Origin of the sequence: Janthinobacterium sp. SUN206, assembly GCF_030587305.1 — a bacterium.
In the GTDB taxonomy this organism is placed as follows: Bacteria; Pseudomonadota; Gammaproteobacteria; order Burkholderiales; family Burkholderiaceae_D; genus Janthinobacterium; species Janthinobacterium kumbetense.
In genome coordinates this window covers 694,588-719,685 of record NZ_JAPWIB010000003.1, presented here as the reverse complement: position 1 = coordinate 719,685, position 25,098 = coordinate 694,588, and the positions used below count along the sequence as shown (strand labels likewise).

At 63.9% G+C, this 25,098-nt stretch carries 20 protein-coding genes; 12 read left to right on the top strand and 8 right to left on the bottom strand.

Annotated features, from left to right (window positions below):
- Positions 1–71: 71 nt before the first annotated feature.
- Positions 72–1,178: an S-(hydroxymethyl)glutathione dehydrogenase/class III alcohol dehydrogenase gene (locus O3300_RS20225; protein WP_034753481.1), complete on the bottom strand. Its 1,107-nt coding sequence runs from the start codon at positions 1,176–1,178 to the stop codon at positions 72–74.
- Between the two features lie 216 nt (positions 1,179–1,394).
- Here O3300_RS20225 and O3300_RS20220 point away from each other — a divergent pair, with 216 nt between their 5' ends.
- The 3 genes from O3300_RS20220 (at position 1,395) to O3300_RS20210 (ending at position 4,246) form a co-directional block, all read left to right on the top strand.
- Complete coding sequence (locus O3300_RS20220) at positions 1,395–2,843, top strand: sorbosone dehydrogenase family protein (protein ID WP_305053923.1); 1,449 nt, start codon at positions 1,395–1,397, stop codon at positions 2,841–2,843.
- Between the two features lie 117 nt (positions 2,844–2,960).
- Complete coding sequence (locus tag O3300_RS20215) at positions 2,961–3,404, top strand: thioesterase family protein (protein WP_077399141.1); 444 nt, start codon at positions 2,961–2,963, stop codon at positions 3,402–3,404.
- A 41-nt stretch (positions 3,405–3,445) separates the two neighbouring features.
- Positions 3,446–4,246 (top strand): ABC transporter substrate-binding protein, encoded by an 801-nt coding sequence (locus O3300_RS20210; RefSeq protein WP_251349287.1) that lies wholly within the window; start codon positions 3,446–3,448, stop codon positions 4,244–4,246.
- A gap of 29 nt (positions 4,247–4,275) precedes the next feature.
- Here O3300_RS20210 and O3300_RS20205 read toward each other — a convergent pair whose 3' ends face one another.
- Entirely contained in the window at positions 4,276–4,779 is a 504-nt protein-coding gene (locus O3300_RS20205) for a DUF3016 domain-containing protein (RefSeq protein WP_305053922.1), read from the bottom strand.
- A gap of 436 nt (positions 4,780–5,215) precedes the next feature.
- Between O3300_RS20205 and O3300_RS20200 the strand changes: the two genes are divergently transcribed.
- The gene (locus tag O3300_RS20200; RefSeq protein ID WP_099665621.1) at positions 5,216–6,721 is read left to right on the top strand and encodes a DUF3369 domain-containing protein; all 1,506 of its coding nucleotides are present in this window, start codon (positions 5,216–5,218) and stop codon (positions 6,719–6,721) included.
- A gap of 133 nt (positions 6,722–6,854) precedes the next feature.
- Here O3300_RS20200 and O3300_RS20195 read toward each other — a convergent pair whose 3' ends face one another.
- Positions 6,855–8,798 (bottom strand): GAF domain-containing sensor histidine kinase, encoded by a 1,944-nt coding sequence (locus O3300_RS20195; protein ID WP_305053921.1) that lies wholly within the window; start codon positions 8,796–8,798, stop codon positions 6,855–6,857.
- Between the two features lie 185 nt (positions 8,799–8,983).
- Here O3300_RS20195 and O3300_RS20190 point away from each other — a divergent pair, with 185 nt between their 5' ends.
- The 5 genes from O3300_RS20190 to O3300_RS20170 all read left to right on the top strand — a co-directional run bounded on the left by O3300_RS20190 (position 8,984) and on the right by O3300_RS20170 (position 16,702).
- Positions 8,984–10,531, top strand: coding sequence for a C13 family peptidase (locus O3300_RS20190; RefSeq protein ID WP_305053920.1), 1,548 nt, complete (start codon positions 8,984–8,986; stop codon positions 10,529–10,531).
- 42 nt (positions 10,532–10,573) lie between these two features.
- The gene (gene czcI / locus O3300_RS20185) at positions 10,574–10,942 is read left to right on the top strand and encodes a cation efflux protein, CzcI family (RefSeq protein WP_305053919.1); all 369 of its coding nucleotides are present in this window, start codon (positions 10,574–10,576) and stop codon (positions 10,940–10,942) included.
- A 119-nt stretch (positions 10,943–11,061) separates the two neighbouring features.
- The gene (locus O3300_RS20180) at positions 11,062–12,288 is read left to right on the top strand and encodes a TolC family protein (RefSeq protein WP_305053918.1); all 1,227 of its coding nucleotides are present in this window, start codon (positions 11,062–11,064) and stop codon (positions 12,286–12,288) included.
- Positions 12,289–12,300: 12 nt separating this feature from the next.
- A complete protein-coding gene (locus O3300_RS20175) occupies positions 12,301–13,506 on the top strand; it encodes an efflux RND transporter periplasmic adaptor subunit (protein WP_305053917.1) in 1,206 nt (401 codons plus the stop codon).
- Between the two features lie 25 nt (positions 13,507–13,531).
- Positions 13,532–16,702: an efflux RND transporter permease subunit gene (locus O3300_RS20170; RefSeq protein ID WP_305053916.1), complete on the top strand. Its 3,171-nt coding sequence runs from the start codon at positions 13,532–13,534 to the stop codon at positions 16,700–16,702.
- A gap of 133 nt (positions 16,703–16,835) precedes the next feature.
- On the opposite strand, the gene O3300_RS20165 is transcribed toward O3300_RS20170, so the two are convergent.
- Positions 16,836–17,348 (bottom strand): hypothetical protein, encoded by a 513-nt coding sequence (locus tag O3300_RS20165; RefSeq protein WP_152252198.1) that lies wholly within the window; start codon positions 17,346–17,348, stop codon positions 16,836–16,838.
- Positions 17,349–17,712: 364 nt separating this feature from the next.
- Here O3300_RS20165 and O3300_RS20160 point away from each other — a divergent pair, with 364 nt between their 5' ends.
- A complete protein-coding gene (locus tag O3300_RS20160; RefSeq protein ID WP_305053915.1) occupies positions 17,713–18,351 on the top strand; it encodes a PEP-CTERM sorting domain-containing protein in 639 nt (212 codons plus the stop codon).
- Positions 18,352–18,431: 80 nt separating this feature from the next.
- Here the strand turns inward: O3300_RS20160 and O3300_RS20155 are convergent, their stop codons facing one another.
- Positions 18,432–18,668, bottom strand: coding sequence for a hypothetical protein (locus O3300_RS20155; protein WP_143451398.1), 237 nt, complete (start codon positions 18,666–18,668; stop codon positions 18,432–18,434).
- Between the two features lie 212 nt (positions 18,669–18,880).
- Here O3300_RS20155 and O3300_RS20150 point away from each other — a divergent pair, with 212 nt between their 5' ends.
- Positions 18,881–19,261, top strand: a complete 381-nt coding sequence (locus O3300_RS20150) for a hypothetical protein (protein WP_305053914.1) — start codon at positions 18,881–18,883, stop codon at positions 19,259–19,261.
- Here O3300_RS20150 and O3300_RS20145 read toward each other — a convergent pair whose 3' ends face one another.
- Entirely contained in the window at positions 19,262–22,267 is a 3,006-nt protein-coding gene (locus tag O3300_RS20145) for a CHASE domain-containing protein (protein WP_305053913.1), read from the bottom strand.
- A gap of 264 nt (positions 22,268–22,531) precedes the next feature.
- On the opposite strand from O3300_RS20145, the gene O3300_RS20140 reads away from it, so the two are divergent.
- On the top strand, positions 22,532–23,251 hold the full coding sequence (locus tag O3300_RS20140) for an AraC family transcriptional regulator (RefSeq protein ID WP_305053912.1): 720 nt from the start codon (positions 22,532–22,534) through the stop codon (positions 23,249–23,251).
- Here the strand turns inward: O3300_RS20140 and O3300_RS20135 are convergent.
- Together O3300_RS20135 and queC are read right to left on the bottom strand one after the other, a co-directional pair.
- On the bottom strand, positions 23,235–24,140 hold the full coding sequence (locus O3300_RS20135; RefSeq protein ID WP_305053911.1) for a sterol desaturase family protein: 906 nt from the start codon (positions 24,138–24,140) through the stop codon (positions 23,235–23,237). The genes O3300_RS20140 and O3300_RS20135 overlap by 17 nt on opposite strands.
- 78 nt (positions 24,141–24,218) lie before the next feature.
- Positions 24,219–24,944, bottom strand: coding sequence for a 7-cyano-7-deazaguanine synthase QueC (gene queC / locus O3300_RS20130; protein ID WP_099665632.1), 726 nt, complete (start codon positions 24,942–24,944; stop codon positions 24,219–24,221).
- Positions 24,945–25,098 lie beyond the last annotated feature (154 nt).

Below are 25,098 nucleotides of genomic sequence, written 5' to 3'. Positions count from 1 at the left end.
AGGCGGCGAAGTACAGCGCGCCGCCCTGCCCCGTCCGTCAAGTGTTGCGCAATGAGTACAGTCAGATAAAATTAATACAACACGACGGACCGGATCGATTCGCCGCTCTTCATCAGGTCGAAACCTTCGTTGATGCGTTCGAGCGGCAAGCGGTGCGTGATCAGGTCGTCAATGTTGAGCTTGCCTTCCATATACCAGTCGACGATCTTCGGCACGTCCGTGCGTCCGCGCGCGCCGCCGAAGGCCGAACCGCGCCATTCGCGTCCCGTCACCAGCTGGAACGGACGCGTGGAAATTTCCTGGCCCGCCGCCGCCACGCCGATGATGAAGGACTTGCCCCAGCCCTTGTGCGTGCACTCGAGCGCCTGGCGCATCAGGGTCGTGTTGCCGACGCACTCGAACGAATAGTCGGCGCCGCCATCCGTCAGTTGCACGATGGCGTCGACGACGTTTTCCACTTCATTCGGGTTGATAAAGTGCGTCATGCCGAACTTGCGCGCGATGGCCTGGCGCGCCGGATTGATGTCGATGCCGATGATTTTGTCGGCACCCACCATCTTCGCCGCCTGGATCACGTTCAGGCCGATGCCGCCCAGACCGAACACGGCCACATTGGCGCCCGCCTCGACCTTGGCCGAGAACAGCACGGCGCCCACGCCCGTGGTGACGCCGCAGCCGATGTAGCACACCTTGTCGAACGGCGCGTCGGAGCGGATTTTCGCCAGGGCGATTTCCGGCACAACGATGTAATTGGAGAAGGTGGATGTGCCCATGTAGTGAAACAGCGGCTGGCCATTCAGCGAAAAGCGGCTGGTGGCGTCCGGCATCAGGCCGCGGCCCTGCGTGGAGCGGATGGCCTGGCACAGATTGGTCTTTTGCGACAGGCAGAATTTGCACTGTCGGCATTCCGGCGTGTACAGGGGAATGACGTGATCATCCTTTTTCAGGGTCGTTACGCCCGGACCCACGTCGACGACGACGCCGGCCCCTTCATGGCCGAGAATGGCGGGAAAGATGCCTTCCGGGTCGGCGCCGGACAGGGTGTAGTAATCGGTATGGCAGATGCCCGTGGCTTTCAGCTCGACCAGCACTTCGCCGGCGCGCGGGCCGGCCAGGTCGACTTCTTCGATGGTCAGCGGGGCGCCCGCTTTCCAGGCAATCGCGGCTTTGGTTTTCATGTGTATCATTCCTGCTCGGTTTCAGATGCGCCATTATCGGGCGCCGGCGGGCGCGGCGGCGCAAGTGCCGGCGCGCTTGTCTGAAAACGCGGCGCATTTGTCCGATGCCACCGTACGTTTGCGCCAGCTCAAACTTCCCGCCGCAAAGACGCGCATTCTTGGCACAAGCCCATCCCCTCTTGAGCAGCCATTGCATCGTGCCCGCAGGAGACTGACATGCGCCATTTCCTTTCCCGCTTGCCGCTGCCCTGGCTGGCCCCGCTGCTGGCATGCTGCCTGGCGCTGCTGACTGCCTGTGGCGGCGGCCATCACCACCCAGCGCCGGGCGCCACCACGGGGAACCTGACGGTCACCCTCGGCGGCTTGCCGGCCGGCGTGGCGGGCGCCGTCACGGTCACGGGGCCTGCGTCGTACAGCAAGACGCTGACGGCCAGCACCACGCTCACCGGCCTGGCGCCCGGCGCCTACGCGGTTGGCGCCGCCAGCGTGACGCAAGGCACGGGGACGCTGGCGCCCACGCCCGTCACGCAGCAGGTGCAAGTCACTGCGGGGGCGACGGCCAGCGCCAGCGTCATGTATGCGGCAGCCACGCCGCTGGCCCTGCGTCTGCAGGAAGTGGCCAGCGGACTGGATGCCCCCCTCTTCCTCACGGCGCCGCCCGGCGACAGCCGTTTGTTCATTGTCGAACGGGCCGGCCGCATCCGCGTGGTGCAGAACGGCAGCCTGCTGGCCACGCCCTTCCTCGACATCAGTACGCTCACCACCACCAGCGGCGAACGGGGCTTGCTGTCGCTGGCCTTCCATCCGCAGTACGCCAGCAATGGCTATTTCTTCATCTATTACACCAGCCTGGCCGGCGACATCGTCATCGAGCGGCGGCAAGTGTCGGCCGGCAACGCCAACGTGGCCGATCCCCTGTCGGCGCTGGGCATCCTCACGATTGCCCACCCCACCTTCAGCAACCACAATGGCGGCTTGCTCAGCTTTGGCCCGGACGGCTATCTGTATGCGGGCACGGGCGACGGCGGCAGCGGGGGCGACCCGCCCGGCAATGCGCAAAACACGAATGTACTGCTCGGCAAGCTGCTGCGCCTGGACGTCAACGCCAGCAACGTCGCCCAGCCGTACGCCATTCCACCCGGCAATCCCTTTGCCTCGGCAGGCGGACGCCCTGAAATCTGGGCCTACGGCTTGCGCAATCCGTGGCGCTACGCCTTCGACGTGCCGGCCCAACTGCTGTATATCGCCGACGTGGGCCAGGCCAGCTGGGAAGAGGTCGACGTGCGGCCCGTGGGTCAGGCGGGCAACAACTATGGCTGGAACATCATGGAAGGCACGCAGTGCTACAACAGCGTCAGCTGCAACCAGGCGGGGCTGGTCTTGCCCGTCATCACCTACGGCCACGATGCAGCCGGCGGCTGCTCGATCACGGGCGGCTATGTGTACCGGGGCGCGGCCCTGCCGGAACTGGCGGGGCAATACCTGTATTCCGACTACTGCAGCGGCTGGCTGAAGAGTTTCAGCTACGGCAATGGCACGGCCTCTGCCGTGACTGACTGGGGCATCGCGAACGTGGGCAACATCGTGTCGTTCGGCCAGGATGCTCAAAACGAGCTGTACATGCTGAGCGGCACAGGGAAAGTCTACCGAATCGTACGCAAATAGCGCCCCTGCGCGATGCCTGCAGCACACGGACGATGGGACGTTTTTCGACGGGACGCGGGGAACCGGCTAGAATTGGTTTTTTCCGCCGCGCCCTGCGCCCCAGCTCAAGAGAACACCATGGCCCGTTTGAAACTTGAATTCCCCGAAGACCAGTACTGCTATTCCTCGCAACTGACGGTACGCACGACGGACATCAACGCCGGCAACCATCTCGGCAACGATTCCATGATTTCCATGATTTCCGAGGCCCGCGCCCGCTTCCTGTTCGAATATGGCGTGCGCGACATCGAAGCGGACGGTACCGGCATCATCGTCACCGACCTGGCCACCACCTACCGCGCCGAAGCCCATGCGCGCGACCAGTTGCTGTTCGAAGTGGGCGTCATGGATTTCAACAAGTATGGCGGCGACATCACCTTCCGCATCACGCGTCCGCGCGACAGCACCCTGATCGCCATGGCCAAGTCCGGCTTTGTGTTTTTCAACTATAAGCTCAGCCAGGTCGTGCCCATGCCGGAAGATTTCGGCAGCAAGTTCCCGCAGGTGAACTGGATCGATTGAGGCACGGTACATTCCGGCCATCATCCTGTATGCTTGTCAGGATGATATGTAAAATTGACCTGCGCCGCGCCGGCGCCTGCCTGCTGGCCGCCCTCTGCGCGATGGCCGCCCCCGGCATCGGCCATGCCGCGCCGCAAACCGTCATCCTGTACGGCGACGACGACTATGCGCCATACAGCTATGTGGAAAACGGCGTCTTCAAGGGCATGTATGTCGATATCCTGCGCCAGGCGGCCAGCGCGATGCCCGCCTACCGGCTGGAACTGCAGCCGCGCCCCTGGAAGCGGGGCCTCGATGCGCTGGAAAAGGGCCAGGTTTTCGGCCTGTTTCCGCCCGGACGCAAGACGGAACGGCCCTACGTGCAGCCGTATTCAGCCATGCTGTACCGCGAATCGGTGGTGCTGTTTTGCCATGACGCCGTCATGCGCACGCCGCGCACGCGGTTTCCCGCCGACTTTGCCGGCCTGACCATCGGCGTCAATACAGGTTTTTTACTCTCGGAAAAATTGATGGCGCCGGCCCGCGAGGGACTGCTGCGCCTGGAAGCGGCCAAGGGCAATGAAGCCAATCTGAAAAAACTGGCCTTGCGGCGCATCGATTGCTACGCCAGCGACCGCGGCGCGGCACGCCACACGGCGCGCCGGCTGGGCGGCGAACTGGCCCGTTACGGCTTTGCCTTGCACGAAGTGCTGGAATTGTCGTCCGAAGCCACGTATATCGCCTACAGCGCGCGCAACACGCCGGCCTACAAGGCCGATTTCGTCGCGCAGATGAATGCCGCCCTGCTGGCCCTGCGGCATAGCGGCCAGCTGGCGCGCATCGAACACGCTTATTTGCGTTGATCAGCCCGGCACTTCGCGCCGCGGCAAGATCATTTGCGTGCCGGACTCTTCACTTGCGCGCCGAACGTGCTCGCAAACCAGTCATCGATCATCTGCTTCTCATAGCGCAGCTTGTCGCCGCTGGAATAACGATTGATGCGCGTCAGATAGGACATATCGGACAGGGCCGCATCGGCGCTGCCGATGACCTTGCCATCTTGCTCCAGCACATAGTGCAAGCGTATGCGCGGCCAGTCGGCCTGGCCGGTCATCACGCGGAAATCCTGCGCAGAGCGCATGGCGGGATTTTCACGACCAGCCATGTCCAGATCCGTCACATCGATCTTCAGGGTTAGCCCGGGCTTGAGCGCCTCTCCCCGTTTTGCGAAGTGCGCCGCCAAGTCCTTGAGGACATTCTCACGCTCCGTCCGATCGAAAGACACATCCGAGAATTGTTCCGGCTTGGTGAAATGCACTTCCGTGCCCGCCCAGGCGGCAGTGCTCGCCAGCAAGGCAAGACCAGCAATGAAGGTACGCGTCGTTTTCGTTTTCATGATGAGTCCTTTCAAGAATGTGGATGGCCTGCGGCCATTTTTTACTTCTCAATATAGCGCGATGCGTTTCATTCTAAAGGGAAACTAATACATTGTTACTTTTCTTGCACCGCGTAACGAACGAGGCTTCGTCCCACCGATTTTTTTTACAGATTCATTGGCAATATTAATTAAAACAAAGTATTGTCTTGAAAATATAGTTGCCTAAGCGATAAAGTATACATAGTGCCGGCAGCGTGGATTTAAAGTGCTTTTTTGATATGCATGTTGCATGAGTTTAGTCAATTATTCTTGCTTGTTGTTAATACTTGGCTGTCAGTCTACAATCGATAAAATGCGCCCGAAAAACGCGCAACGCCAGTAGTGGCGCACAGGCAAGCCTGGCGCGGGCGTCTCAGTATTGCGTCAGTTATGCCTTTTAGCGGAACTCGCCCTTATGTCATTTTTGTCTTCAGCATCGCCCAAGTTACCTCCCTGGAAAGTCCTGCTCGTCGACGATGAACCCGACATCCATGACATCACCGAACTGACACTGAGCCGTTTTCGCCTCGAGGGCCGCGCCCTGAGTTTCGTGCATGCCTACAGCGGCGCCGAAGCCAAGCAGGTGCTGGCGCGCGAAGCAGGCATCGCGCTGGTGTTTCTCGACGTGGTGATGGAGCGCGAAGACAGCGGCCTGGAAGTGGCGCGCTGGATGCGCGAAGACCTGGGCAACCAGTTTACGCGCATCGTGCTGCGCACGGGACAGCCGGGACAGGCGCCGGAAGAACGGGTGATCGTCAACTACGACATCAACGACTACAAGGAAAAGACGGAACTGGACCGCACCAAGCTGTTCACCACCACCTTTGCCGCCCTGCGCGCCTACCGCGACATCATGAAGGTGGAAGAGGCGCGCCAGGCCCAGCTCCATTACCGCGAGGGACTCGAGCGCGTCATCGCCGCCTCGGCCCACATCTTCAAGCAGCGCAACCTGCGCGACTTCGCCAGCGGCCTGCTGCAGCAAGTCGTCGCCCTGCTGCGCCTGGAAACGAGCATGCTGCTGCGCCTGCGCGGCGCCAGCGCCATTTCGGGCGAGCAGGATTATGAAATCCTCGCGCAGATCGGCGACACGGACGACGGCATCCTCAGCCCTTCCCTGCTGTCGCAGCTGGACGACGCCAAGAGCAACAAGATCTCGCGCCTGCACGGCGACACCTATGTCGGCTATTTCCCGAACAGCAGCGGCAAGGCGTCCTTGCTGGTACTCAAGGGCGTGGAAGAAATCTCCGACCTCGATGCGCAATTGCTGGAAGTCTTCTGTTCCGGCGTGGCGATCGCCTTCGACAACATCCTGCTGACGCAGGAAATCACCGATACCCAGGCCGAGCTGATCCTGCGCCTGGGCGACGTGGTCGAATCGCGCTCGCACGAAGGGGGCAACCACGTGCGCCGCATGGCCGAAGTGTGCCAGCTGCTGGCGCAGGCGTCCGGCATGTCGGACGAGGAAACCATGGTGCTGCGCCACGCGGCGCCCATGCATGACATCGGCAAGATTTCCACGCCCGACGCCGTGCTGCTCAAACCGGGCAAGCTCGACGCGGCCGAATGGGAAATCATGAAGCAGCATCCGACGGTGGGCATGTCCATCCTGGACGGCTCGCAGCGCCCGCTGTTGAAGGCGGCCGCCGTGATTGCCCACCAGCACCATGAAAAATACGACGGCAGCGGCTACCCGCAAGGCCTGGTCGGCGAGCACATCCACAAATACGCGCGCATCGCCGCCGTCGCCGACGTCTTCGACGCCCTCATGCACAAGCGCTGCTACAAGGACGCCTGGCCCCTGGAGCGCGTGGTGGGCTACCTGCGCGAAGTCAGCGGCAGCCACCTCGATCCGCAATATGTGGAATTGCTGATTGCAAATCTGGATGCGGCGCTTGCGTTGAATCAACGTTTTCCAGACTGATATTCACGGCCGTCGTTTTCATTCTGCGAACCCGCGCCGCAAGAGCGCCTGAAAAACGTTCAGGGCAAGGCGCGCGGTCGCAGACAGTGCGAATAGCACGGCAAGACCAAGCAACGCAGCCATGGACGTTTTCTCAGGTGCTCTTAGGTTCCAGTGGGAAACGGATCTTGTAGTGCAATCCCATCCCCGGCGCGCTGACCACCTTCACCGTGCCCCCCAGCGGCCCCGTCACCAGGTTATAGAGGATATGCGCACCCAGGCCGCTGCCGCCGGAACCCCGCTTGGTCGTGAAGAAAGGGTCGAACAGCTGGCCCAGGGTGGCGCTGTCCATGCCCATGCCGTCGTCGCTGTAGTCGAGTTCCAGCATCTCGCCGGCCGTGCGCACGCTGATCCTGATCTTGCCCGGTTCGCCTTCGGCAAAGCCATGCACGAGTGAATTGACCACCATGTTCGTGACGATCTGCGAGACGGCGCCCGGATAGCTGCGCAGCTGCACCTCGGGCGCGCAATCGATCTCCACCTTGACGGGCTTACCCTTCAGCTTGGGCTGCAAGGACAGCAGGATTTCATCGAGGTATTTGCGCAAGTTAAAGCTGCGCAATTCGTCCGACGACTGGTCCACGGCCACCTGTTTGAAGCTGCGCACCAGCGCCGCGGCGCGCTGCGTGTTCGTCGTCATGATGCGCAAGGTCTGGTCGATGATGTCGAAGAATTGCCGCAAGCCATCTTCATCGAGCTGGCCGCCTTCCAGGTCTTCGCGCGTGAGCTTCAATTCCTGCACCAGATGGCTGGTGGCCGTCACGCAAATGCCCAGCGGCGTATTGATTTCATGCGCCACGCCCGCCACCAGGCGTCCCAGCGAAGCCAGTTTTTCCTGACGCACCAGTTCCGACTGCGCCTCCTGCAAGGCGCTCAGGGCGCTGTTCAGGGCCGCGTTCTGCTCTTCCAGCGCTTCCTTGGCCCGACGCATGGCGCTGTCGGCCTGGATGCGGGCCATCGCCACGGCCACGTGGCTGGCCATGAAGGCCAGCACGTCCAGTTCCGCCTGGCCATACACGACGGACGTGTCATAGCTTTGCACGATGATCACGCCATATTTCCGGTCGCCCAGCAGCATGGGGGCGCCCATCCAGCTGGCGATGCTGGTATTGCCCAGCGGCTCTTCCATCTCGCCGCTGGCCACCAGCGCCGCATAGCTGTCCGCATCGAGCAGGCAAGCCTGGCGCCGCGCCAGCACATAGGAACTCATGCCGATGCCGTAATGAAAGCGTTTCACGGGCGCCTGCGCATCCTTTTCGTCGACGAAATACGGGATCGTGATGTCCTTGTTGTCCGGGTGGTACAGGGCGATGAGGAAATTCTTCGCCGTCACCAGCTCGCTGATGATGGCGTGCAGGCGCGTATACAAGGTCGTCGCATCGGATGCCTGCGCCGACAGGTTGGCGATTTCATACAGCGCATGCTGCAGGTTTTCCGCGCGGCGCCGCTCGGCCACCTCGTGCGCCAGCAGGGCCGTGCGCTCCTGCACCGCCTTTTCCAGCCGGTCCATGCTTTGCATGCCTTGCAGCGCACTCGACACGTGCGTGGCGATCAGCGCGAACAGGGCCTGGTCTTCCAGGCTGAAGCGGTGCTGAGCGTCGTAGCTCTGGATGACGATGGCGCCCAGCACCTGGTGCTGCTGGTCCAGCAGCGGACAGCCGATCCAGTGCTCGGCCGCCGTGCCCCCGCCCCAGGCGCCGCCGCCGATGGCGCGCATGGCGTCGTCGTCGGCCGTCATCACCAGCTGCTTGCGGTTGACGATGACCCACGCCGTGGGCGACTGCGCGGCGCTGGCCAGGCGCACGCCCTCGTCCGGGTCGGGCGCGGCGTCGAATTCGTCGACAAAATACGGAAAGCGCACGAGGCCGTCGTCGCGGTCGCTGAGCGCGACATAGAAGTTCGCCGCATACATGATGCGTCCCAGCGCCGCATGCACCGCCTGCAGGAATTCACTGATATCGCTGCAGGTGCTCGAGCGCTGCCCGATTTCCAGCAACACGGTTTGAACGGCTTCCAGGCGGCTGAGGCGGCTTTCCATGGGTGACTATGTACCTTGTGCAAGTATATGTTCTGAAAATCAATATTATCAGTTCAGCCCAGCCTTGGCACGGCATAAAACGGAGAATCTTGCCTTGAGGCAGAGCAACACACGCCACGCACGCATTTGCCACGCTGGCAATACAGTGGCAGACTAGGCCCCTTCCTACAGACCAGACCGTCCTCATGACTGCCACGCTACGCGCCTCGCTTCGCCCCTACACCCTCGCCGGCCTGCTGGCCTTTGCCGCGCTGGGCATGCCGCCCCTGTGCGCCGCGCCAGCCAAGACGCCGGCGGCGGAAACGGCCGATGGCGGACGCTATTTCGGCCCCCTCGTCGCCGGCAAGATGCATGGCCAGGGCCGGCTCGAATATGCGAGCGGTGCGTTTTACGAAGGGGGCTTCGCGCGCGGCGTGTTTTCCGGCCAGGGCAAGCTGCGCCAGGCGTCCGGCGTCGAATACACGGGCGCGTTCAGTCAGGGCGCCTTCGATGGCCTCGGCCGCTACACCTCGCCCAAGGGCGAAATTTACACGGGCAACTTCGTCAAGGGCAGCTTCGAGGGCGTGGGCCGCTTCCAGGGCGCCGACGGCGCCACCTTCGAAGGCCATTTCAAGCACTGGCGCCCGCACGGCGCCGGCAAGCTGACCGACACGGACGGCACCGTCTTCGAAGGCGAATTCGTCCAGGGCCAGGTGCAGGGCAAGGCCACCGTCACCACCAGCGACGGCATCCATTACGAAGGCGAGCTGAAGGACTGGAAATTCGAAGGCCAGGGCGTGCTGCGCACGGCCGAGGGCGACGAATACCGGGGCGGCTTCAAGAATGGCCAGTTCGACGGCAAGGGCGTGCTGCGCTACGCCGTGGCGCAGGCGGACGGCCGGCGCGAAGACAGCGGCAACTGGACGGAAGGCCAGCTGGACGACCCGGCCCTGGACAAGCTCACGCGCGACAATATCGAGCTGGCCCTGTACAACCAGCGCACCTTGCTCGACGGCGCCCTGGCGCGCATCGCGCCGCGCGATGCGGCGAAAAAGATCAATCTGTATTTGTTGGGCGTGGCCGGCGATGGCGCACAGGAAGTGTTTCACCGCGAAACGGCCTTCGTGCAGCGCCAGTTCGACCGCGATTACGGCACCGTGGGCCGCTCCTTGATGCTCGTCAACAGCCGCAACACGGTGGCGCAGCAGCCGATGGCCACGCGCACCAGCATCGCCGCCAGCCTCGACGCGCTGGGCGCGAAGATGGACAAGGCCAACGACATCCTGTTCCTGTTCCTCACCAGCCATGGCTCGCCCGAGCACGAACTGGCGCTGGCGCAAAACGGCATGGACCTGCACAGCCTGCCCGCGCAAGAGCTGGCGTCCATGCTCAAGCACAGCGGCATCCGCTGGAAAGTCATCGTGATCTCGGCCTGCTATGCGGGCGGCTTCATTGCCCCCTTGAAAGATGACAACACCCTCATCATCACGGCCGCGCGCAGCGACCGCACCTCGTTCGGCTGCGACGACCAGAACGATTTTACGTATTTCAGCGAAGCGTATTTCAAGGAAGCCTTGCCGAAAAGCAGCAGCTTCACGGAAGCGTTCGACAAGGCCAAAGTGCTGGTGCAGGCGCGCGAGGCGGCCGATTTCCGCGAAGGCGGCATGGAAGCGGAAGAGCATTCCGAGCCGCAACTGTTCCAGGGCAAGGCCATCGCCGCGCAATTGAAAGCGTGGCGCGCCCAGCCGCGCTGACATGGGCACGCCCGCCCGCCTTTCTGTACAATAGCCGTCACCATGCGTAAATTCTTCCTCATTTTGCTGCTGTTCGTGCTTCCGCTCCAGATGTCCTGGGCTGCGGCGAGCGCGTATTGCCTGCACGAGGAAGGCAAGGCAGCGCAGCACCTGGGCCACCACAGCCACCAGCACAAGGCGGATGCGGACAAGCAGCCCGCCGGCGATAAAAAAGTGGCGGACCAGCAGAAAAAAAGCCAGCCGCACAGCGACTGCAACGTCTGCCATGGCATCGGCCACGCATGGCTGCCGGCCGGCTCCAGCCTGCCCGTCGGCGACATGGCCTCCGTGAACGCGGACACTTCCCCCTTCTTTTACGCTTCCCACATCCCGGACGCTCCCAAGCGCCCCGACTGGTCGTCGGCCACCTAGGCCGACGGGACGTCCCCTTTTGTCATAACGCAATGCGCGCCCTGAAATAATCCGGGCGCAGGCCTGCGCGTCCCGTCGAATTCTTTTTCCATACCTTGGAGAATTCGATGCACCGATCCATGTATCTATTGCTACTCTCTGCTGGCCTGCTGGCCGGCAACTTTGCCCATGCGCAATCTGGCGTGGAACCCGCCGCGCCCCTGACCCTGCCCGCCGCGCTGGCCCTGGCGGAGGGCGGCAACGCCACCCTGTCGGCCGCCCGCCATGAACTGGCGGCCCAGGGCGGCGCCCTGCAGCAGGCACGCGCCTTGCCCAACCCGGAATTGCAAACCGTGCTGGAAGACACGCGGCGCGCCACGCGCAGCACCACCGTGCAGCTCAACCAGCTCATTGAGCTGGGCGGCAAGCGCGGTGCGCGCGCCGCCGTCGCCCGGCGCGGCGCAGACCTGGCGCAGGCGGGCCTGTCCCTGCAACAGGCGGACACGCGCGCCGCCGTCACGTCCGCCTTTGTCGACGTGCTGGCCGCGCAGGAAGGCTTGCGCCTGGCCGACAGCGCGCAGGCGCTGGCCGCGCGCGCCAGCGACATCACGGCGCGCAGGGTGACGGCCGGCAAGGCGTCTCCTGTCGAGGAAACCCGCGCCAGGGTGGCCGAAGCGAGCGTGCGGCTGGAACTGAACCTGGCGCGCAGCACCCTGGCCAGCGCCCGCCAGCGCCTGGCCGCCCTGTGGGGCAATGCCACGCCCCGCTTCACGCTGGCAGAGGGACGCCTGGAAACCTTGCCGGAGCTGCCCCCGGCCAGCGAACTGGCGGCGCGCCTGGCCCAGGCCCCTGCCGTGCGCCAGGCGCAAAGCGCACTGGCCCAGCGGCAAGCCATGCTGGACGTGGAACAGCGGCGTTCCACGCCCGACGTCACGCTCAGCATCGGCATGAAGCGCTCGGAAGAGCTGGGCCGCAACCAGGCCATCATCGGCCTGGCCCTGCCGCTGCCTCTGTTCGACCGCAATGCGGGCAACAAGCTCGACGCCTTGCGCCGCAGCGACAAGGCCAGCGACGAGCTGGCTGCCGCCCGCATCGCCGTGCAAACGGCCGTGGCCGCCGCCAGCGAACGCCTGGCCACGGCCCGGCTCGACGTGGAAAGCTTGCGCCAGGACATCTTGCCTGGCGCGCAAAGCGCCTACGACGCGGCCAGCAAGGGATTCGAGTTCGGCAAGTTCGCCTTCCTCGACGTGCTCGACGCCCAACGCACCTTGCTGCAAGCCAAAAACCAATATCTGCGCGCGCTGACGGAAGCGCAGCACGCCGCCGCCGACATCGAGCGCCTGCTGGGCACACCAGCTCCTCTGTAAGGAACACCCTCCATGAACATCACACGCAACAAAAAGCAGGCGATCGCCATCGCTTCCATCGCCGCCGCCGGCATCGTGCTGGCCGTTCTCATCCTTGGCACGGGCAATTCCAAGACCCCGCCGCCCGCCGCCGCCAAGGCGGAGGCGCATGTGGAAAAGAAAGACGAACACGGCCACGAAGAAGTGGAAGGCAAGCTGGAATTGACGGCTGCGCAAAGCAAGGCAGCCGGCGTCGTCATCGCCACGGCCGCGCCCGGCCGCATCAAGACGACGGTGGCCCTGCCCGGTGAAATCCGCTTCAATGAAGACCGCACGGCCCACGTCGTGCCGCGCCTGGCTGGCGTGGTGGAAGCCGTGCACGCCGACCTGGGCCAGCTGGTCAAGAAGGGGCAAGTGCTGGCCGTCATCGCCAGCACGGAACTGTCGGAACAGCGCAGCGCACTGCTGTCGGCGCAGCGGCGGCTGTCGCTGGCCCGCTCCACGTATGAGCGCGAAGAAAAACTGTGGCGCGAGAAGATTTCGGCCGAACAGGATTATCTGCAGGCGCAGCAAGCGTGGCGCGAAGCGGAAATCGCCGTGCAGAACGCCCAGCAAAAGCTCAGCGCGCTGGGTGCCAACTCCACCGGCAAGGGCCCGCTGAACCGCTACGACATCCGCGCGCCGTTCGACGGCATGGTGCTGGAAAAACACATCACCCTGGGCGAAGCCGTCAAGGAAGACGCGAACATCTTCGTCATTTCCGACCTGTCGACCGTGTGGGCGGAAATCGCCGTGCCCGCGAAAGACCTGGCCACCGTGCGCATGGGAGGCAAGGCAGAGGTGAAAGCGTCCGCGTTTGATGCCAGCGCGCAAGGCACGATCACCTACGTGGGCGCCTTGCTGGGCGAACAGACGCGCACGGCCAAGGCACGCTTCAGCTTGCTGAACCCGGACATGGCGTGGCGCCCGGGCCTGTTCGTCACGGTGGAAGTCGTGTCCGGCGAAGCGGACGCGCCCGTCACCGTGCAGAGCACGGCCATCCAGACGGTGGAAGACAAGCCCGTCGTCTTCGTGCAGGTGAAAGATGGCTACCAGGCCACGCCCGTGGTGCTGGGCCGCAGCGATGGCAGCTTGACGCACATCAAGCAGGGCCTGGCCGCCGGCACGCCGTACGCGGCGCAAGGCAGTTTCGTCCTGAAGTCCGAGCTGGGCAAGGACTCCGCCGGTCACGAACACTGATCACGTCAAGGCTAAGGAAACCATCATGTTTGAACGCTTGATCCGCTTTGCCATCGACCAGCGCTGGCTGGTGATGCTGGCCGTGGCCGCCATGGCTGGCCTGGGCATCTACAGCTATCAAAAGCTGCCCATCGACGCCGTGCCCGACATCACCAATGTCCAGGTGCAAATCAATACCCAGTCCGCCGGCTATTCGCCGCTGGAAACCGAGCAGCGCGTCACCTTCCCCATCGAGACGGCCATGGCCGGCTTGCCCAACCTGGAGCAGACGCGCTCGCTGTCGCGCTACGGCCTGTCGCAAGTGACCGTGATCTTCAAGGATGGCACGGACATCTATTTTGCGCGCCAGATGATCAACGAGCGCTTGCAGGAAGCCAAGGAAAGCTTGCCAGCAGGCATCACACCGAAGATGGGCCCCGTTTCCACGGGCCTCGGCGAAATCTACCTGTGGACGGTGGAAACGCAGGACGGCGCGAAAAAGCCGGACGGCACGCCGTACACGCCGACGGACTTGCGCGAAATCCAGGACTGGATCATCAAGCCGCAGTTGCGCAACGTCACGGGCGTGACGGAAATCAATGCCATCGGCGGCTACGCCAAGCAATACCAGGTGGCGCCCTACCCGGAAAAACTGGCTGCTTACGGCATCAGCCTGCAAGACGTGGTGACGGCACTCGAGCGCAACAACAGCAACGTGGGCGCCGGCTACATCGAACGGCAGGGCGAGCAACTGCTGATACGCGCGCCGGGCCAGGTGGCGTCCAAGGACGACCTCGGCAACATCGTCGTCGCCAATGTGCAGGGCGTGGCCATCCGCATCCGCGACGTGGCCGACGTGGTGCTGGGGCGCGAGCTGCGCACGGGCGCGGCCACGGAAAATGGCCGTGAAGTGGTGCTGGGCACGGTGTTCATGCTGATCGGCCAGAACAGCCGCGCCGTCTCGCAAGCCGTCGACAAGAAGATGGTGGAGATCAACCGCAGCCTGCCGAAAGGCGTGCACGCCGTCACCGTGTATGACCGCACGGTGCTCGTCGACAAGGCCATCAATACGGTGAAGAAAAACCTGCTGGAAGGCGCCGTGCTGGTGATCGCGATTTTGTTCCTGTTCCTCGGCAATATCCGCGCGGCCGTCATCACAGCCATGGTGATTCCGCTGGCCATGCTGTTCACGTTTACGGGCATGGTGCAATACCACGTGAGCGCCAACCTGATGAGCCTGGGGGCGCTGGACTTCGGCATCATCATCGATGGCGCCGTGGTGATCGTGGAAAACTGCGTGCGCCGCCTGGCCCATGCGCAGCAAAAACTGGGACGACCGTTGACCTTGCAAGAACGTTTTCACGAAGTGTTTGCGGCATCGCAAGAGGCGCGCCGGCCCTTGCTGTATGGTCAGCTGATCATCATGGTCGTGTACCTGCCCATCTTCGCGCTGACGGGCGTGGAAGGCCGCATGTTTACGCCGATGGCCCTGACGGTCGTCATCGCCCTGCTGGGCGCCATGCTGCTGTCGATCACCTTCATCCCGGCCGCCGTGGCGCTGTTTATCGGCGACAAGGTGGCGGAGAAGGAAAACGCCATCATGCGCGCCGCCAAGCGCTGGTATGCGCCGCTGCTGGACAAGGTGATGCGCAACACGCCCGTCGTGCTGACGGGCGCGGCGGTGGCCGTGGTGCTGTCGGGCCTGCTGGCCACGCGCATGGGCAGCGAATTCGTGCCCAGCCTGAACGAGGGCGACATCGCCATCCAGGCCTTGCGCATCCCCGGCACCAGCCTGACGCAATCGCTGGCCATGCAGCAACAGCTGGAAAAAAAGCTGATGAGTAACCACAAGGAAATCGCGCGCGTGTTCGCCCGCACGGGAACGGCCGAGATCGCGTCCGACCCCATGCCGCCGAATATTTCCGACGGCTACATCATGCTCAAGCCCCGCAAGGAATGGCCGGAGCCGAAGAAATCGCGCGAGCAATTGCTGGCGGAAATCGAAGCGACGGCCAGCAGCTTGCCCGGCAACAACTACGAGTTTTCGCAACCGATCCAGCTGCGCTTCAATGAACTGATTTCCGGCGTGCGCAGCGACGTGGCCGTGAAACTGTTCGGCGACGACATGCTTGTCCTCGACGGCACGGCGGCGAAGATCGCTGGCGTACTGGGCAAGATTGCGGGCGCCACGGAAGTGAAGGTCGAGCAGACGACGGGGCTGCCCATGCTGACGGTGCAGATCGACCGCGAGCAGACGGCCCGCTACGGCCTCAACATTGCCGACGTGCAGTCGGCGATTGCCACGGCCATCGGCGGGCAGGAAGCGGGCACCCTGTTCCAGGGCGACCGCCGCTTCGACATCGTCGTGCGCCTGCCCGACAGCCTGCGCAGCGACCTGGAGCAACTGAAACGCTTGCCCATCGCCCTGCCCCTGGGCGCGGCGGCGGAAGGCCGCGCGCGCTTCATCCCGCTCGGTGAAGTGGCCAGCCTGCAAGTGGCGCCTGGGCCGAACCAGATCAGCCGCGAAGACGGCAAGCGCCGCATCGTCATCAGCGCCAACGTGCGCGGCCGCGACATCGGTTCGTTCGTGGCCGACGCCACGCAGCAGCTGCAAGCGCAGGTGGCCATTCCCGCCGGCTACTGGACCAGCTGGGGCGGCCAGTTCGAGCAATTGCAGTCGGCCACGAAGCGCCTGGAGCTGGTGGTGCCGGTGGCGTTGGCCCTCGTCTTCGTCTTGCTGTTCGCCATGTTCGGCAACGTGAAGGATGGCTTGCTCGTGTTCAGCGGCATCCCGTTCGCCTTGACGGGCGGCATCGTCGCCCTGTGGCTGCGCGACATTCCCATGTCGATCTCGGCGGCCGTGGGTTTCATCGCCCTGTCCGGCGTGGCCGTGCTGAACGGCCTGGTGATGATCGCCTACATCCGCCAGCTGCGCGAACAGGGCATGCCCTTGCAGGAGGCGATACGCGTAGGGGCCATCACGCGCCTGCGGCCCGTCTTGATGACGGCGCTGGTGGCCTCGCTGGGCTTCGTGCCGATGGCCATCGCCACGGGCACGGGCGCTGAAGTGCAGCGTCCGCTGGCCACCGTGGTGATCGGCGGCATCCTGTCGTCGACGGCCTTGACCCTGCTGGTGCTGCCGCTACTGTACCGGCTGGCGTACCGCAAGGAAGACGAGGTGGAAATGCACACCGCGCCCGAAGGCGCGGCGGTGTAGTCCTGGAACCAGGCGTAGCAAAATCGTAGCGAGCGGCTTCGAGGCTCGGCGCCCCCTTGTGGCTGAGAAGCGCAGCTGTACTTAAGTACAGCGAGCATCGGAGGCCGCAAAGCGTGCCGCGCAGTAGATTTTGCTAGCCTGGGCGGCGGTAGCCGCCTTCGATCCAGTTCGCCGCCGACGTGGCGTTGAACTTGAAGGCGGCCGAGGTGCGCACCTTGGCGATCTGCTCGCCGTCGGCGTCGTAGGCGCTCAGTTCCGCATACGGGTGGTCTTCGTCGGGCACGATGTCGAACATCACCTTGATCTGCCCCTCGTCGGTGGCGACGAACAGGTTCTTGTGCAATTGCGCATGCAGCTGCTGCTCGTGGCGGCGCAGCACTTCCGAGGCCGTCTTGACCAGCGTGTTGAACGCGTTGACGTCGAGCGGCTTCGGGTTTTTCTTGTCGCGGCCCATGGTCCATGGGCCCACCAGCGCTGGCTCCGGTTCGCCATCCTTGATCATGGCCACGGCCCAGCCTTCATCTTCCTCGTTCTTGATCACGCGCGCCGTCCAGCCATTGCCTACCCACAGGCGCGGCTCCTGGATCGGGGCGTCATTGTCCTGCTCGGCTGCTTCGTCGGAAAAATCAGGGAAATCGGTACTCATGGCGGTGCTCGTGATGGAAGGTCGGGGCTAGCATGATAGTCGAAAACGCCCACCCGTGCCGCCTTGCCGCAAGGTAAGGCGCGGCCCGCCATAGTCGATTCCGGCAAGAAGACAAGTTATCAATGTAGTGGATTTACTCTAGCAATCACGCTTTGATATTTCTCAAGTAAACCTATTATTATTTTGCAATCTGAATTGTGTTTTTTATATTTAAATGTTGCATGTAGTAATGCTTGGCCTTAAGAAACTCCTGTCTCATGCGACGTCCCTCGTCCTCGCACGCCGCACTGCCTCGCCACGCCAGGCACTTTCGTCGTTCCTGATAAAAATAGTTGTGCACACCTATACATTCGAGGGATTCAACATGAAAATCTTGTCTACTCTGGCCTGCGCCACGCTCGCCGTCGCCGCAGGCAGTGCCAGCGCAATTCCCACCTTCACTACCGGCGGTACGGTACTGGCAGGCGAGGGGCTGGTCACGTCGGTCGCGGGCGCCACCACCATCGATTTCAATGATGGCCTGCTACCCGGCAATTACACGGGTAACGTCTTTACCAGCGATCACCCGAGCTACGCCGCGCAGCCACCGAACGATCTGACGGCCTTCTATTCCGTCGGCGTGACGAATGGCCAGATCACCCCTGGCGTCGCTACCTTCGGTGGCGGGCTGAGCTATTTTGGTTTCTACATGGGCTCGCCAGATGCGTATAACAGCGTCGTCTTCACCATGGGTGATCAAAGCACGGTCACCTTGACGGGATCGCAAATCGCCACCTTGGGCAGTGTCAGCTCCAATGGCGATCAATCGGTCGGCCTGTATGTGAACGCGTGGGCGGGCGAAGGGGCAAAATTTACCTCGGTCGCCTTCCACTCGACAGGCCAGGATGCCTTTGAAAGCGACAACCACGCCTTCATCTGCGCCGTCCCCGAACCGGAAACCTATGCCATGCTGCTGGCCGGCCTGGGCTTGCTGGGCTTCATGCTGCGCCGCAAACAATCCTGATTCCAGGCATGCACCAGCAAAAGCCCGCGCTGCGGGCTTTTGTCATTACCAGGCTGCTCGTTTCTTTCGACGACCAGGCATCAGCACATGGACATGGCAGGCCGGTTGGGCCAGGTCAGCGGCGGACCGGGCGGTACCCAGCGCGGGTCGATGGCCGGCAGCGGCGCATGGTAATTGAAGGGATTGATGATGATCGGCGGTATCGCCGATGGCGCGCCGACGGGCTCGGCGCAGGACTGCGTGGCGCTACGCTGGCGCATGGTGCGATGATCAGGGGGGGATAGCGATTGATCCCCGGTATCTGCAAACAAAAGCATGTTGCCCTCCTTGCGAGACTGAGGTATTCAGTATAGGACGGCTTGCGCGCATTACAAGAAAAGAAATCTTGTTCCAGATCAGTGTTTTTCTGCCCCCCAGCGCCTTCCATACCGTGAAAATGACAGCCTGTCGCACGCCGCTGGCGGCAAGCCGGGCGCATCCCTACAGTGTGAGCATGCAACACCCCATCACCCACACACCGAGGCTTATCATGAAAAAATTGCTCACCTTCGTCCTCATCGTCATGCTCGCCTGCCTGTTCCTCGACAAGATCAGCGGCAGTGGCAGCGACATGCACATGCAGTTCAACGGCGACGATGTCGACGGTCCCCTGGAGTGGCTGTTCGGCCTGGTGTTTGCCGGCGGCGGCTTGCTGATCGCCGCCACCGCGGTGGTGTGCGCCGCCGTCATCACGGGAGTGGTCCTGGCCGGCGTGGGCGTGGTGCTGATCGCGGTGGTGGCGCTCTGCGTGGTGCTGGCGCTGGCCTTGAGCACGCCCGTGCTGCTGCCGCTGCTGATTCCCGTCGCCATCGTCTGGCTGATCGTCAGCCGCAACCGCAAGCAGGCGCAAGCGCGTCAGCACAGCCTGTAATCACTGCGCCATGAACTTGCTGAGCACGCCGTCGCCGCCACCGTCGTTCTGTTCGATGCGGTTGCGCCCGCCCCGCTTGGCCCGGTACAGCGCCTCGTCTGCGCGCGCCAGCACGGCGTCGCAATCGGCATCGGTACCGGCCATGGCGGCCATGCCGATGCTCACCGTGATGGTGATCACAATGCCGCCATCGATGGTCAGCGAACTTTCCGCCACGCGCCGGCGCAACCGTTCGGCGAACACGGCGGCGGCGCTCAGATCCGTGCCAGGCAGCAAGATGGCGAATTCTTCGCCGCCCACGCGGCCCGGCACGTCGACCTTGCGCAGCGCCTGGCACATCAGCGCGCCCAAGTGGCGCAGCACGGCATCGCCCACCGCGTGGCCATACTCGTCGTTGACGCGCTTGAAGTGATCGATGTCGAGCATCAGCACGCTGGCGCAGCTGGCTAGCTCGCGCTGCAGCCGCGCATGCTCGTTTTCCAGCGCCGCCATGAAGTGGCGCCGGTTCGGCAAGCCGGTCAAAAAATCCGTGGTGGCCAGTTGCAGCAGTTCCGCGTTCATGCGCTTGCGCTCGGTGATATCGAGCGAAGACACCATGACGAAATCGAGGCTGTCCGCATGGCCCGGCATCACCAGCAAGCTCAATTCATTTTGCCGCGCCGCACCATCGAGACGCACGAAGCTGCTCTCGCACTCGTACAGGTGGGCGCCGCCAGCCAGCGCCAGCAGCGCATCGCCAAAGCGCGGCAAGGCGCTGTCGTCGAAATTCTGCGCCAGGCCCAGCGCGCCGCGGCGCTGGTCGTCCTCGTTGGCGCGCACCTGCGCCAGCGCGGCGCCGTTCGCATCGATGATGCGCACCAGCCCCGCCAGCCGCTGCAGCGCGTCCGGATGGGCCTGGAAATGGGCGCCCAGGTCGCGCACGCCCGCTTGCTCGAGAACATCGAGCGCGGCGCGCACGGCCGACCAGTCCTGTTCCCACAGGGCCACGGGCGCATGGTCGTACAGGCTGCGGAAACGCGCTTCGCCGGCGCGCAGGGCCAGCGCCACTTGCGCCTGCTCAATGGCCATGCCGGCCAGGTGCGCCGCCTCGCTCAGCCGCGCCAGGTGCGCCGCGCCCGGCAAGGTGGGCTGGCGGTGATACGCCATCAGCACACCGAGCAGCTTGCCCGAGCCGCCACGCACGGGTTCGGCCCAGCACGATTGCAGCTGGGCCCGCCACGCCAGTTCCATCGTCTCTTGCGCATCGGCAACGGCGTGCAAGTCGCCCACGATCACGCGCAGGTCATCGCGCAAGGCTTGCGCGGCGATGCCATGCACGCCCTGCAGGGTGTCGAGGTCATGGCCATGGCTGGCCAGGTTGAAGAACGCGGGCAAGCCCGGCGCCGCGCCCAGCACCAGGCGGTGGCGGCTTTCATCAAGCAGTAAGATGCTGCACAGCATGGCAGGATGGTCCGCTTGCACGCTCAGCACCACGCTTTCCAGCACCCGTTCCAGCGGCGCGCCCGTGGCCAGCATTTCCAGCACTTGCCGCCGCGTATGCTCGCGCCGTTCCATCTGGCTGCGCTCGCTGATATCGCGAAACGTCCACAAGCGCGCCTGTTCATTGCCCAGTTGCATGCTGCGCACATATTGCTCGACCACCCGCCCATCGCGCAGGTGCAGCACGTCGCGCCGCTCGCGGTGGCCGTGCGGCGCGTGAACGCGTGCTCCGAGGAAAGGCGCCGCCTGCTCCAGCTGGCTTTCCACGTGGCGCACCAGCGCCGCGCCGTCGGCTTGCCAGTCGAGCGCATCGGGCACTTGCCACAGGTCGCGGAAGCGCCGGTTCGACGTGAAGATGCGGCCATCGATGTTGTCGACCAGAATACCGTCGATGGTCGAATCGAGGATGCTGCGCAGCATGGCCTGGCTGCGCTGCGCCGCCTCGGCCATCGCCAGCACGCTCGCCTGCCCCTGCTCCAGCTGGCCCGTCAGTTCGCTCGAACGCGCCAGCGCCGCCTGAGCGCGGGCGCGGCCCACCGCCAGCAGCCAGGCGGTCAGCGCCAGCACGATGCTGGCCAGCAAGCCGGTCAAGGCCACCAGCCGGGGCCGCGCCAGCAGTTCGCCATCGAAACCGGGCATGGCGCGCACGCGCAAGGTCCAGGCATGGCCGGCGATGGTGATCGCTTCCTGCGCCACCAGGCTGTCCGACGCGGCAGACGACAAGGCGCCCGGCAAGCTGTCATACATCAGGGCCGCCTCGGCCAGTTGCGCGCCATCATAGATTTCCAGGTCCAGCTGGCGCGCGCTCTCGCCGCCCACGCCGGCCATCAGGTCGCCCATGCGAAATGGCGCAAATACCCAGGCGCGCAAGGCGGCGCGCCGCTGCTCCACGCTGCCATGCAGCAAGCTATTCTCATACACGGGCAGCACGATGAGAAAACCATGCGACTGGGCGCTGCCGCCATCCTGTACCAGGTGGATCTTGCCCGTCATGGCGGCTTGCCCCGTGTCGCGCGCCTGTTCGAGCGCGGCGCGGCGCACGGGTTCGGAGCCGATGTCGTAGCCGAAGGCCAGCAGGTTGCTCTCGCTCAAGGGTTCCAGATAGGTGATCGGCGCATGCCAGGCGCGCTGGCCGTGCGGACGCACGGCATAGCCGGGATAGCCTTCCGCGCGCACGCCGGCCTCGTGCCGCGCCAGGGCGCCGCCGGACAACAGCGGCAGGTAACCGATGCCATGGATGCCGGGAAAGTGGCGGTCCACCTGCTGCACCGCCAGGTAGGCGTGGAACTCGCGGCGCGTGACTTCCTGCGAACTGGCATACAGTCCCTGCACCCCGTGCAGCACCTGGATATAGGTCTGCATGCGGCCGGCGATGTTGTTGACCAGCTCGTGCACGCGGAAATCGAAGTCGGCCCGCACCTGCTGTTCGCTGGCATCGTGGGCATTGCGCCAGGCGCCATACGTCAATCCCAGGCACAGCGCCAGCACCAGGGCGGCCAGCACGCGCGGTCCCATCCAGTGCGACACTGGCCCAGCAAACCACGACGTAGACGCGCGTGTAGGCATGACAGGATGACAAGCAGAACGGATATCAAACCGCTTCACGGCCAGCGACGTGGCTGGCGGCGGGCTGCAGGACTACCATCGGTAGTCGATGAGAATGATAGTACGTTACAGCGGGCGGCCTTGCAATGCTGAATATTGTATTAAAAAAATCACATATTTCGCCAATGCAATGATGTGTACTCCAGGAAAATTCGATGCCGTGAAAACAATCCACCACTCGCTGATATGATCGCCCCGCAATCCATCACCTGGGAGTCGCGTTTGCAACAGGATAGCTGGCAGGGAACACTCTGGCTGGCGCCGGACTTCGCCATCTTGCATGGCGCGGCGGGCGCCACGGCCAGCCACGCCCATTATGCGCACCAGTTGATGCTGAGCACCGGGGCGCCTTTCACGGCCGAGCTCGACGGCATCGTCCACACGGCGCGGCACTTGCTGGTCGATAGCCTGCGTCCGCACGCCATCCTGGCCGCCCCGGCGCCCATGCTGACCATCTATGCGGAGCCGCAGCGCCTGGGCGGCCCGGCCCTGCTGGCAGCGGCCAGCAGCGCAGGCATGCCCAGCCTGGACAGTCTGGCCGCCGCGCTGCAGGCGCAGCCGCGCGAACACTTGCCCGATCCCCGCTTGCGGCGCGCGCTGGACAAGGTCGACACGTTGTTGTCAGGCAAGGTCAGCGCGGCCGCCGTGGCCGAGGCGGCGCATTTGTCGCTGAGCCAGTTGGAACGCCTGTTCAGCGCCCAGCTGGGCTTGCCCGTGCGGCGGCTGGTGCTGTGGCGCCGCCTGCGCCTGGCCATCCGTTTCATTGTGCTCGGCAGCACCCTGACGGAAGCGGCCCACGGCGCCGGTTTTGCCGATGCCGCGCATTTTTCGCGCACCATGCGCAGCCTGTTCGGCGTGCGCGCCGACCGCAGCTTGCGCCAGCTCAACGTCAAGCTGCTCGATTGATGGCTTTACGCAAGTCCGCCGGCAATGCGGGCGCGCGCACGCCCTCTTCCGCGCGAAACGGTTCCAGCAGCTGCGCCCCGTACGCGGCCGGGTAATCGGGACGGCTGCCGATGCCCAGGTCCTCGCCCCGCATGCGGTAGCCGGGCGCGTCGAAACGCGTGCCCAGCAAGCGGTCCCAGCAGGTAAAGAACAGGCCGAAATTCACGTCGCCGGCCGTACCGTATTTCATGTGGTGAAAACGGTGCAATGGCGCCCAGGCAAACACGTGACGCAATGGCCCCATGCGCATGTCGACATTCGCGTGCTGCAGCAGCAGCTGGATCGCCACGGCAAACGCCAGCACGCCCATGACACGCTCCGGTATGCCCAGCAGCAACAAAGGCAGCATGCCGCCCGCCGCTTCCAGCAGCAGGTGCAGCGGGTGTTTCATCCAGCCGTTAAAACCGTACAGGCGCGTCACGCTGTGGTGCACGGCATGCAGTTTCCACAGAAAATAGTAGCGGTGGCTCAGGTAATGCACGAGCGTGATGCCGCAGTCCGCGATGAGGATGGCCAGCAGCAGCTGCGCCCAGAACGGCAACTGGCCGGGCCAGAACGGCCCCAGCGCCAGGTGCCCGGCCAGCAAGGGGAAGATGGCCAGGCCCAGCAGGTACAGCGCTTCATTGACGAACGCGTGCGCAATGTCGCGCCAGCCGTCGCCATGCTCGTGGTTCCACGCGCCGTCATACGGCAGGTAACGCTCGGCCAGGAAGGATGTGACCAGGGCCAGCAGCAACAGCGGCGGCAAGACCCGGAGGGGGAGTTGGCACAGCGCCACCAGCACGGTGGCGGCGCCGATGAAGCCGGCCCAGAACACGGGGCCGTACAGCGCGGCAAAGAGGGATTTCATGGCAAGACGCTCCTGTGGCAAAAACCACAGCATGGCCTTGTCCCCCGCCCCGCCGCTTGAAGAAACGGCGCAAACTGCTTATTTGGCGGCCGGCTTCGCAGCCTTGCGCGCCGCGTATTGCTGGTAACCATTCGCGCGCAGGGCGCAGGCGGGGCAGGTGCCGCAGCCATAGCCCCAGTCGTGCAATTCGCCCCGCTCGCCCAGGTAGCACGTATGCGTGCCGCTGCGGATCAGGTCGACCAGCGGCTGGCCGCCCAGGTCTTCCGCCAGATCCCAGCTTTGCGCCTTGTCCAGCCACATCAGCGGCGTTTCCAGCTTCAGGCGCGTATCCATGCCCAGGTTCAGGGCCACTTGCAGGGCCTTCATCGTGTCATCGCGGCAATCCGGATAGCCGGAAAAATCCGTCTCGCACATGCCGCCGACCAGCACCGTCAAGCCGCGGCGGTAGGCCACGGTGGCGGCCACCGTCATGAACAGCAAGTTGCGTCCAGGAACAAAAGTGTTCGGCAAGCCGTTTTCCTGCATGACGATCTCGACGTTCTGCGTCATGGCCGTATCGGAAATGGCGGAAATCAGGGACAGGTCGATCATGTGATCCTGGCCCAGGCGGCTGTCCCACTCGGGCGACTGCCGGCGCATCTGTTCCAGCACGCCGGGACGCACGGTCAGTTCGATCGCATGGCGCTGTCCATAGTCAAAGCCGATAGTTTCCACGCGGCTATAGTGTTTCAAGGCCCAGGCCAGGCAGGTGGTGGAATCTTGTCCACCGCTAAAGAGCACCAGTGCGGAGTCCGTTGCTAGCATAATTTCTTTCTTTGAGTTTTGTTCTGTCCAATAGTGCGCGGGGAAACGAGATTCCCCATGCAAAAAATACTTATTCGTCCGCCATCAGTTTACCTATTCCGGTAACATGCAGTCAGCATTTACTCATCTGGAGCACCATGTTTTCTGCACGACC

Bases quoted from the DNA above. Each gene is read 5' to 3' on its own strand.
- O3300_RS20200 (WP_099665621.1), top strand. From the start codon at position 5,216: ATGTCATTTTTGTCTTCAGCATCGCCCAAGTTACCTCCCTGGAAAGTC.
- O3300_RS20175 (WP_305053917.1), top strand. From the start codon at position 12,301: ATGAACATCACACGCAACAAAAAGCAGGCGATCGCCATCGCTTCCATC.
- O3300_RS20215 (WP_077399141.1), top strand. From the start codon at position 2,961: ATGGCCCGTTTGAAACTTGAATTCCCCGAAGACCAGTACTGCTATTCC.
- O3300_RS20155 (WP_143451398.1), bottom strand. From the start codon at position 18,668: ATGCTTTTGTTTGCAGATACCGGGGATCAATCGCTATCCCCCCCTGAT.
- O3300_RS20165 (WP_152252198.1), bottom strand. From the start codon at position 17,348: ATGAGTACCGATTTCCCTGATTTTTCCGACGAAGCAGCCGAGCAGGAC.
- O3300_RS20180 (WP_305053918.1), top strand. From the start codon at position 11,062: ATGTATCTATTGCTACTCTCTGCTGGCCTGCTGGCCGGCAACTTTGCC.
- O3300_RS20150 (WP_305053914.1), top strand. From the start codon at position 18,881: ATGAAAAAATTGCTCACCTTCGTCCTCATCGTCATGCTCGCCTGCCTG.
- czcI (WP_305053919.1), top strand. From the start codon at position 10,574: ATGCGTAAATTCTTCCTCATTTTGCTGCTGTTCGTGCTTCCGCTCCAG.
- O3300_RS20195 (WP_305053921.1), bottom strand. From the start codon at position 8,798: ATGGAAAGCCGCCTCAGCCGCCTGGAAGCCGTTCAAACCGTGTTGCTG.
- O3300_RS20220 (WP_305053923.1), top strand. From the start codon at position 1,395: ATGCGCCATTTCCTTTCCCGCTTGCCGCTGCCCTGGCTGGCCCCGCTG.
- O3300_RS20135 (WP_305053911.1), bottom strand. From the start codon at position 24,140: ATGAAATCCCTCTTTGCCGCGCTGTACGGCCCCGTGTTCTGGGCCGGC.
- queC (WP_099665632.1), bottom strand. From the start codon at position 24,944: ATGCTAGCAACGGACTCCGCACTGGTGCTCTTTAGCGGTGGACAAGAT.
- O3300_RS20225 (WP_034753481.1), bottom strand. From the start codon at position 1,178: ATGAAAACCAAAGCCGCGATTGCCTGGAAAGCGGGCGCCCCGCTGACC.
- O3300_RS20210 (WP_251349287.1), top strand. From the start codon at position 3,446: ATGATATGTAAAATTGACCTGCGCCGCGCCGGCGCCTGCCTGCTGGCC.
- O3300_RS20140 (WP_305053912.1), top strand. From the start codon at position 22,532: ATGATCGCCCCGCAATCCATCACCTGGGAGTCGCGTTTGCAACAGGAT.
- O3300_RS20205 (WP_305053922.1), bottom strand. From the start codon at position 4,779: ATGAAAACGAAAACGACGCGTACCTTCATTGCTGGTCTTGCCTTGCTG.
- O3300_RS20190 (WP_305053920.1), top strand. From the start codon at position 8,984: ATGACTGCCACGCTACGCGCCTCGCTTCGCCCCTACACCCTCGCCGGC.
- O3300_RS20170 (WP_305053916.1), top strand. From the start codon at position 13,532: ATGTTTGAACGCTTGATCCGCTTTGCCATCGACCAGCGCTGGCTGGTG.
- O3300_RS20160 (WP_305053915.1), top strand. From the start codon at position 17,713: ATGAAAATCTTGTCTACTCTGGCCTGCGCCACGCTCGCCGTCGCCGCA.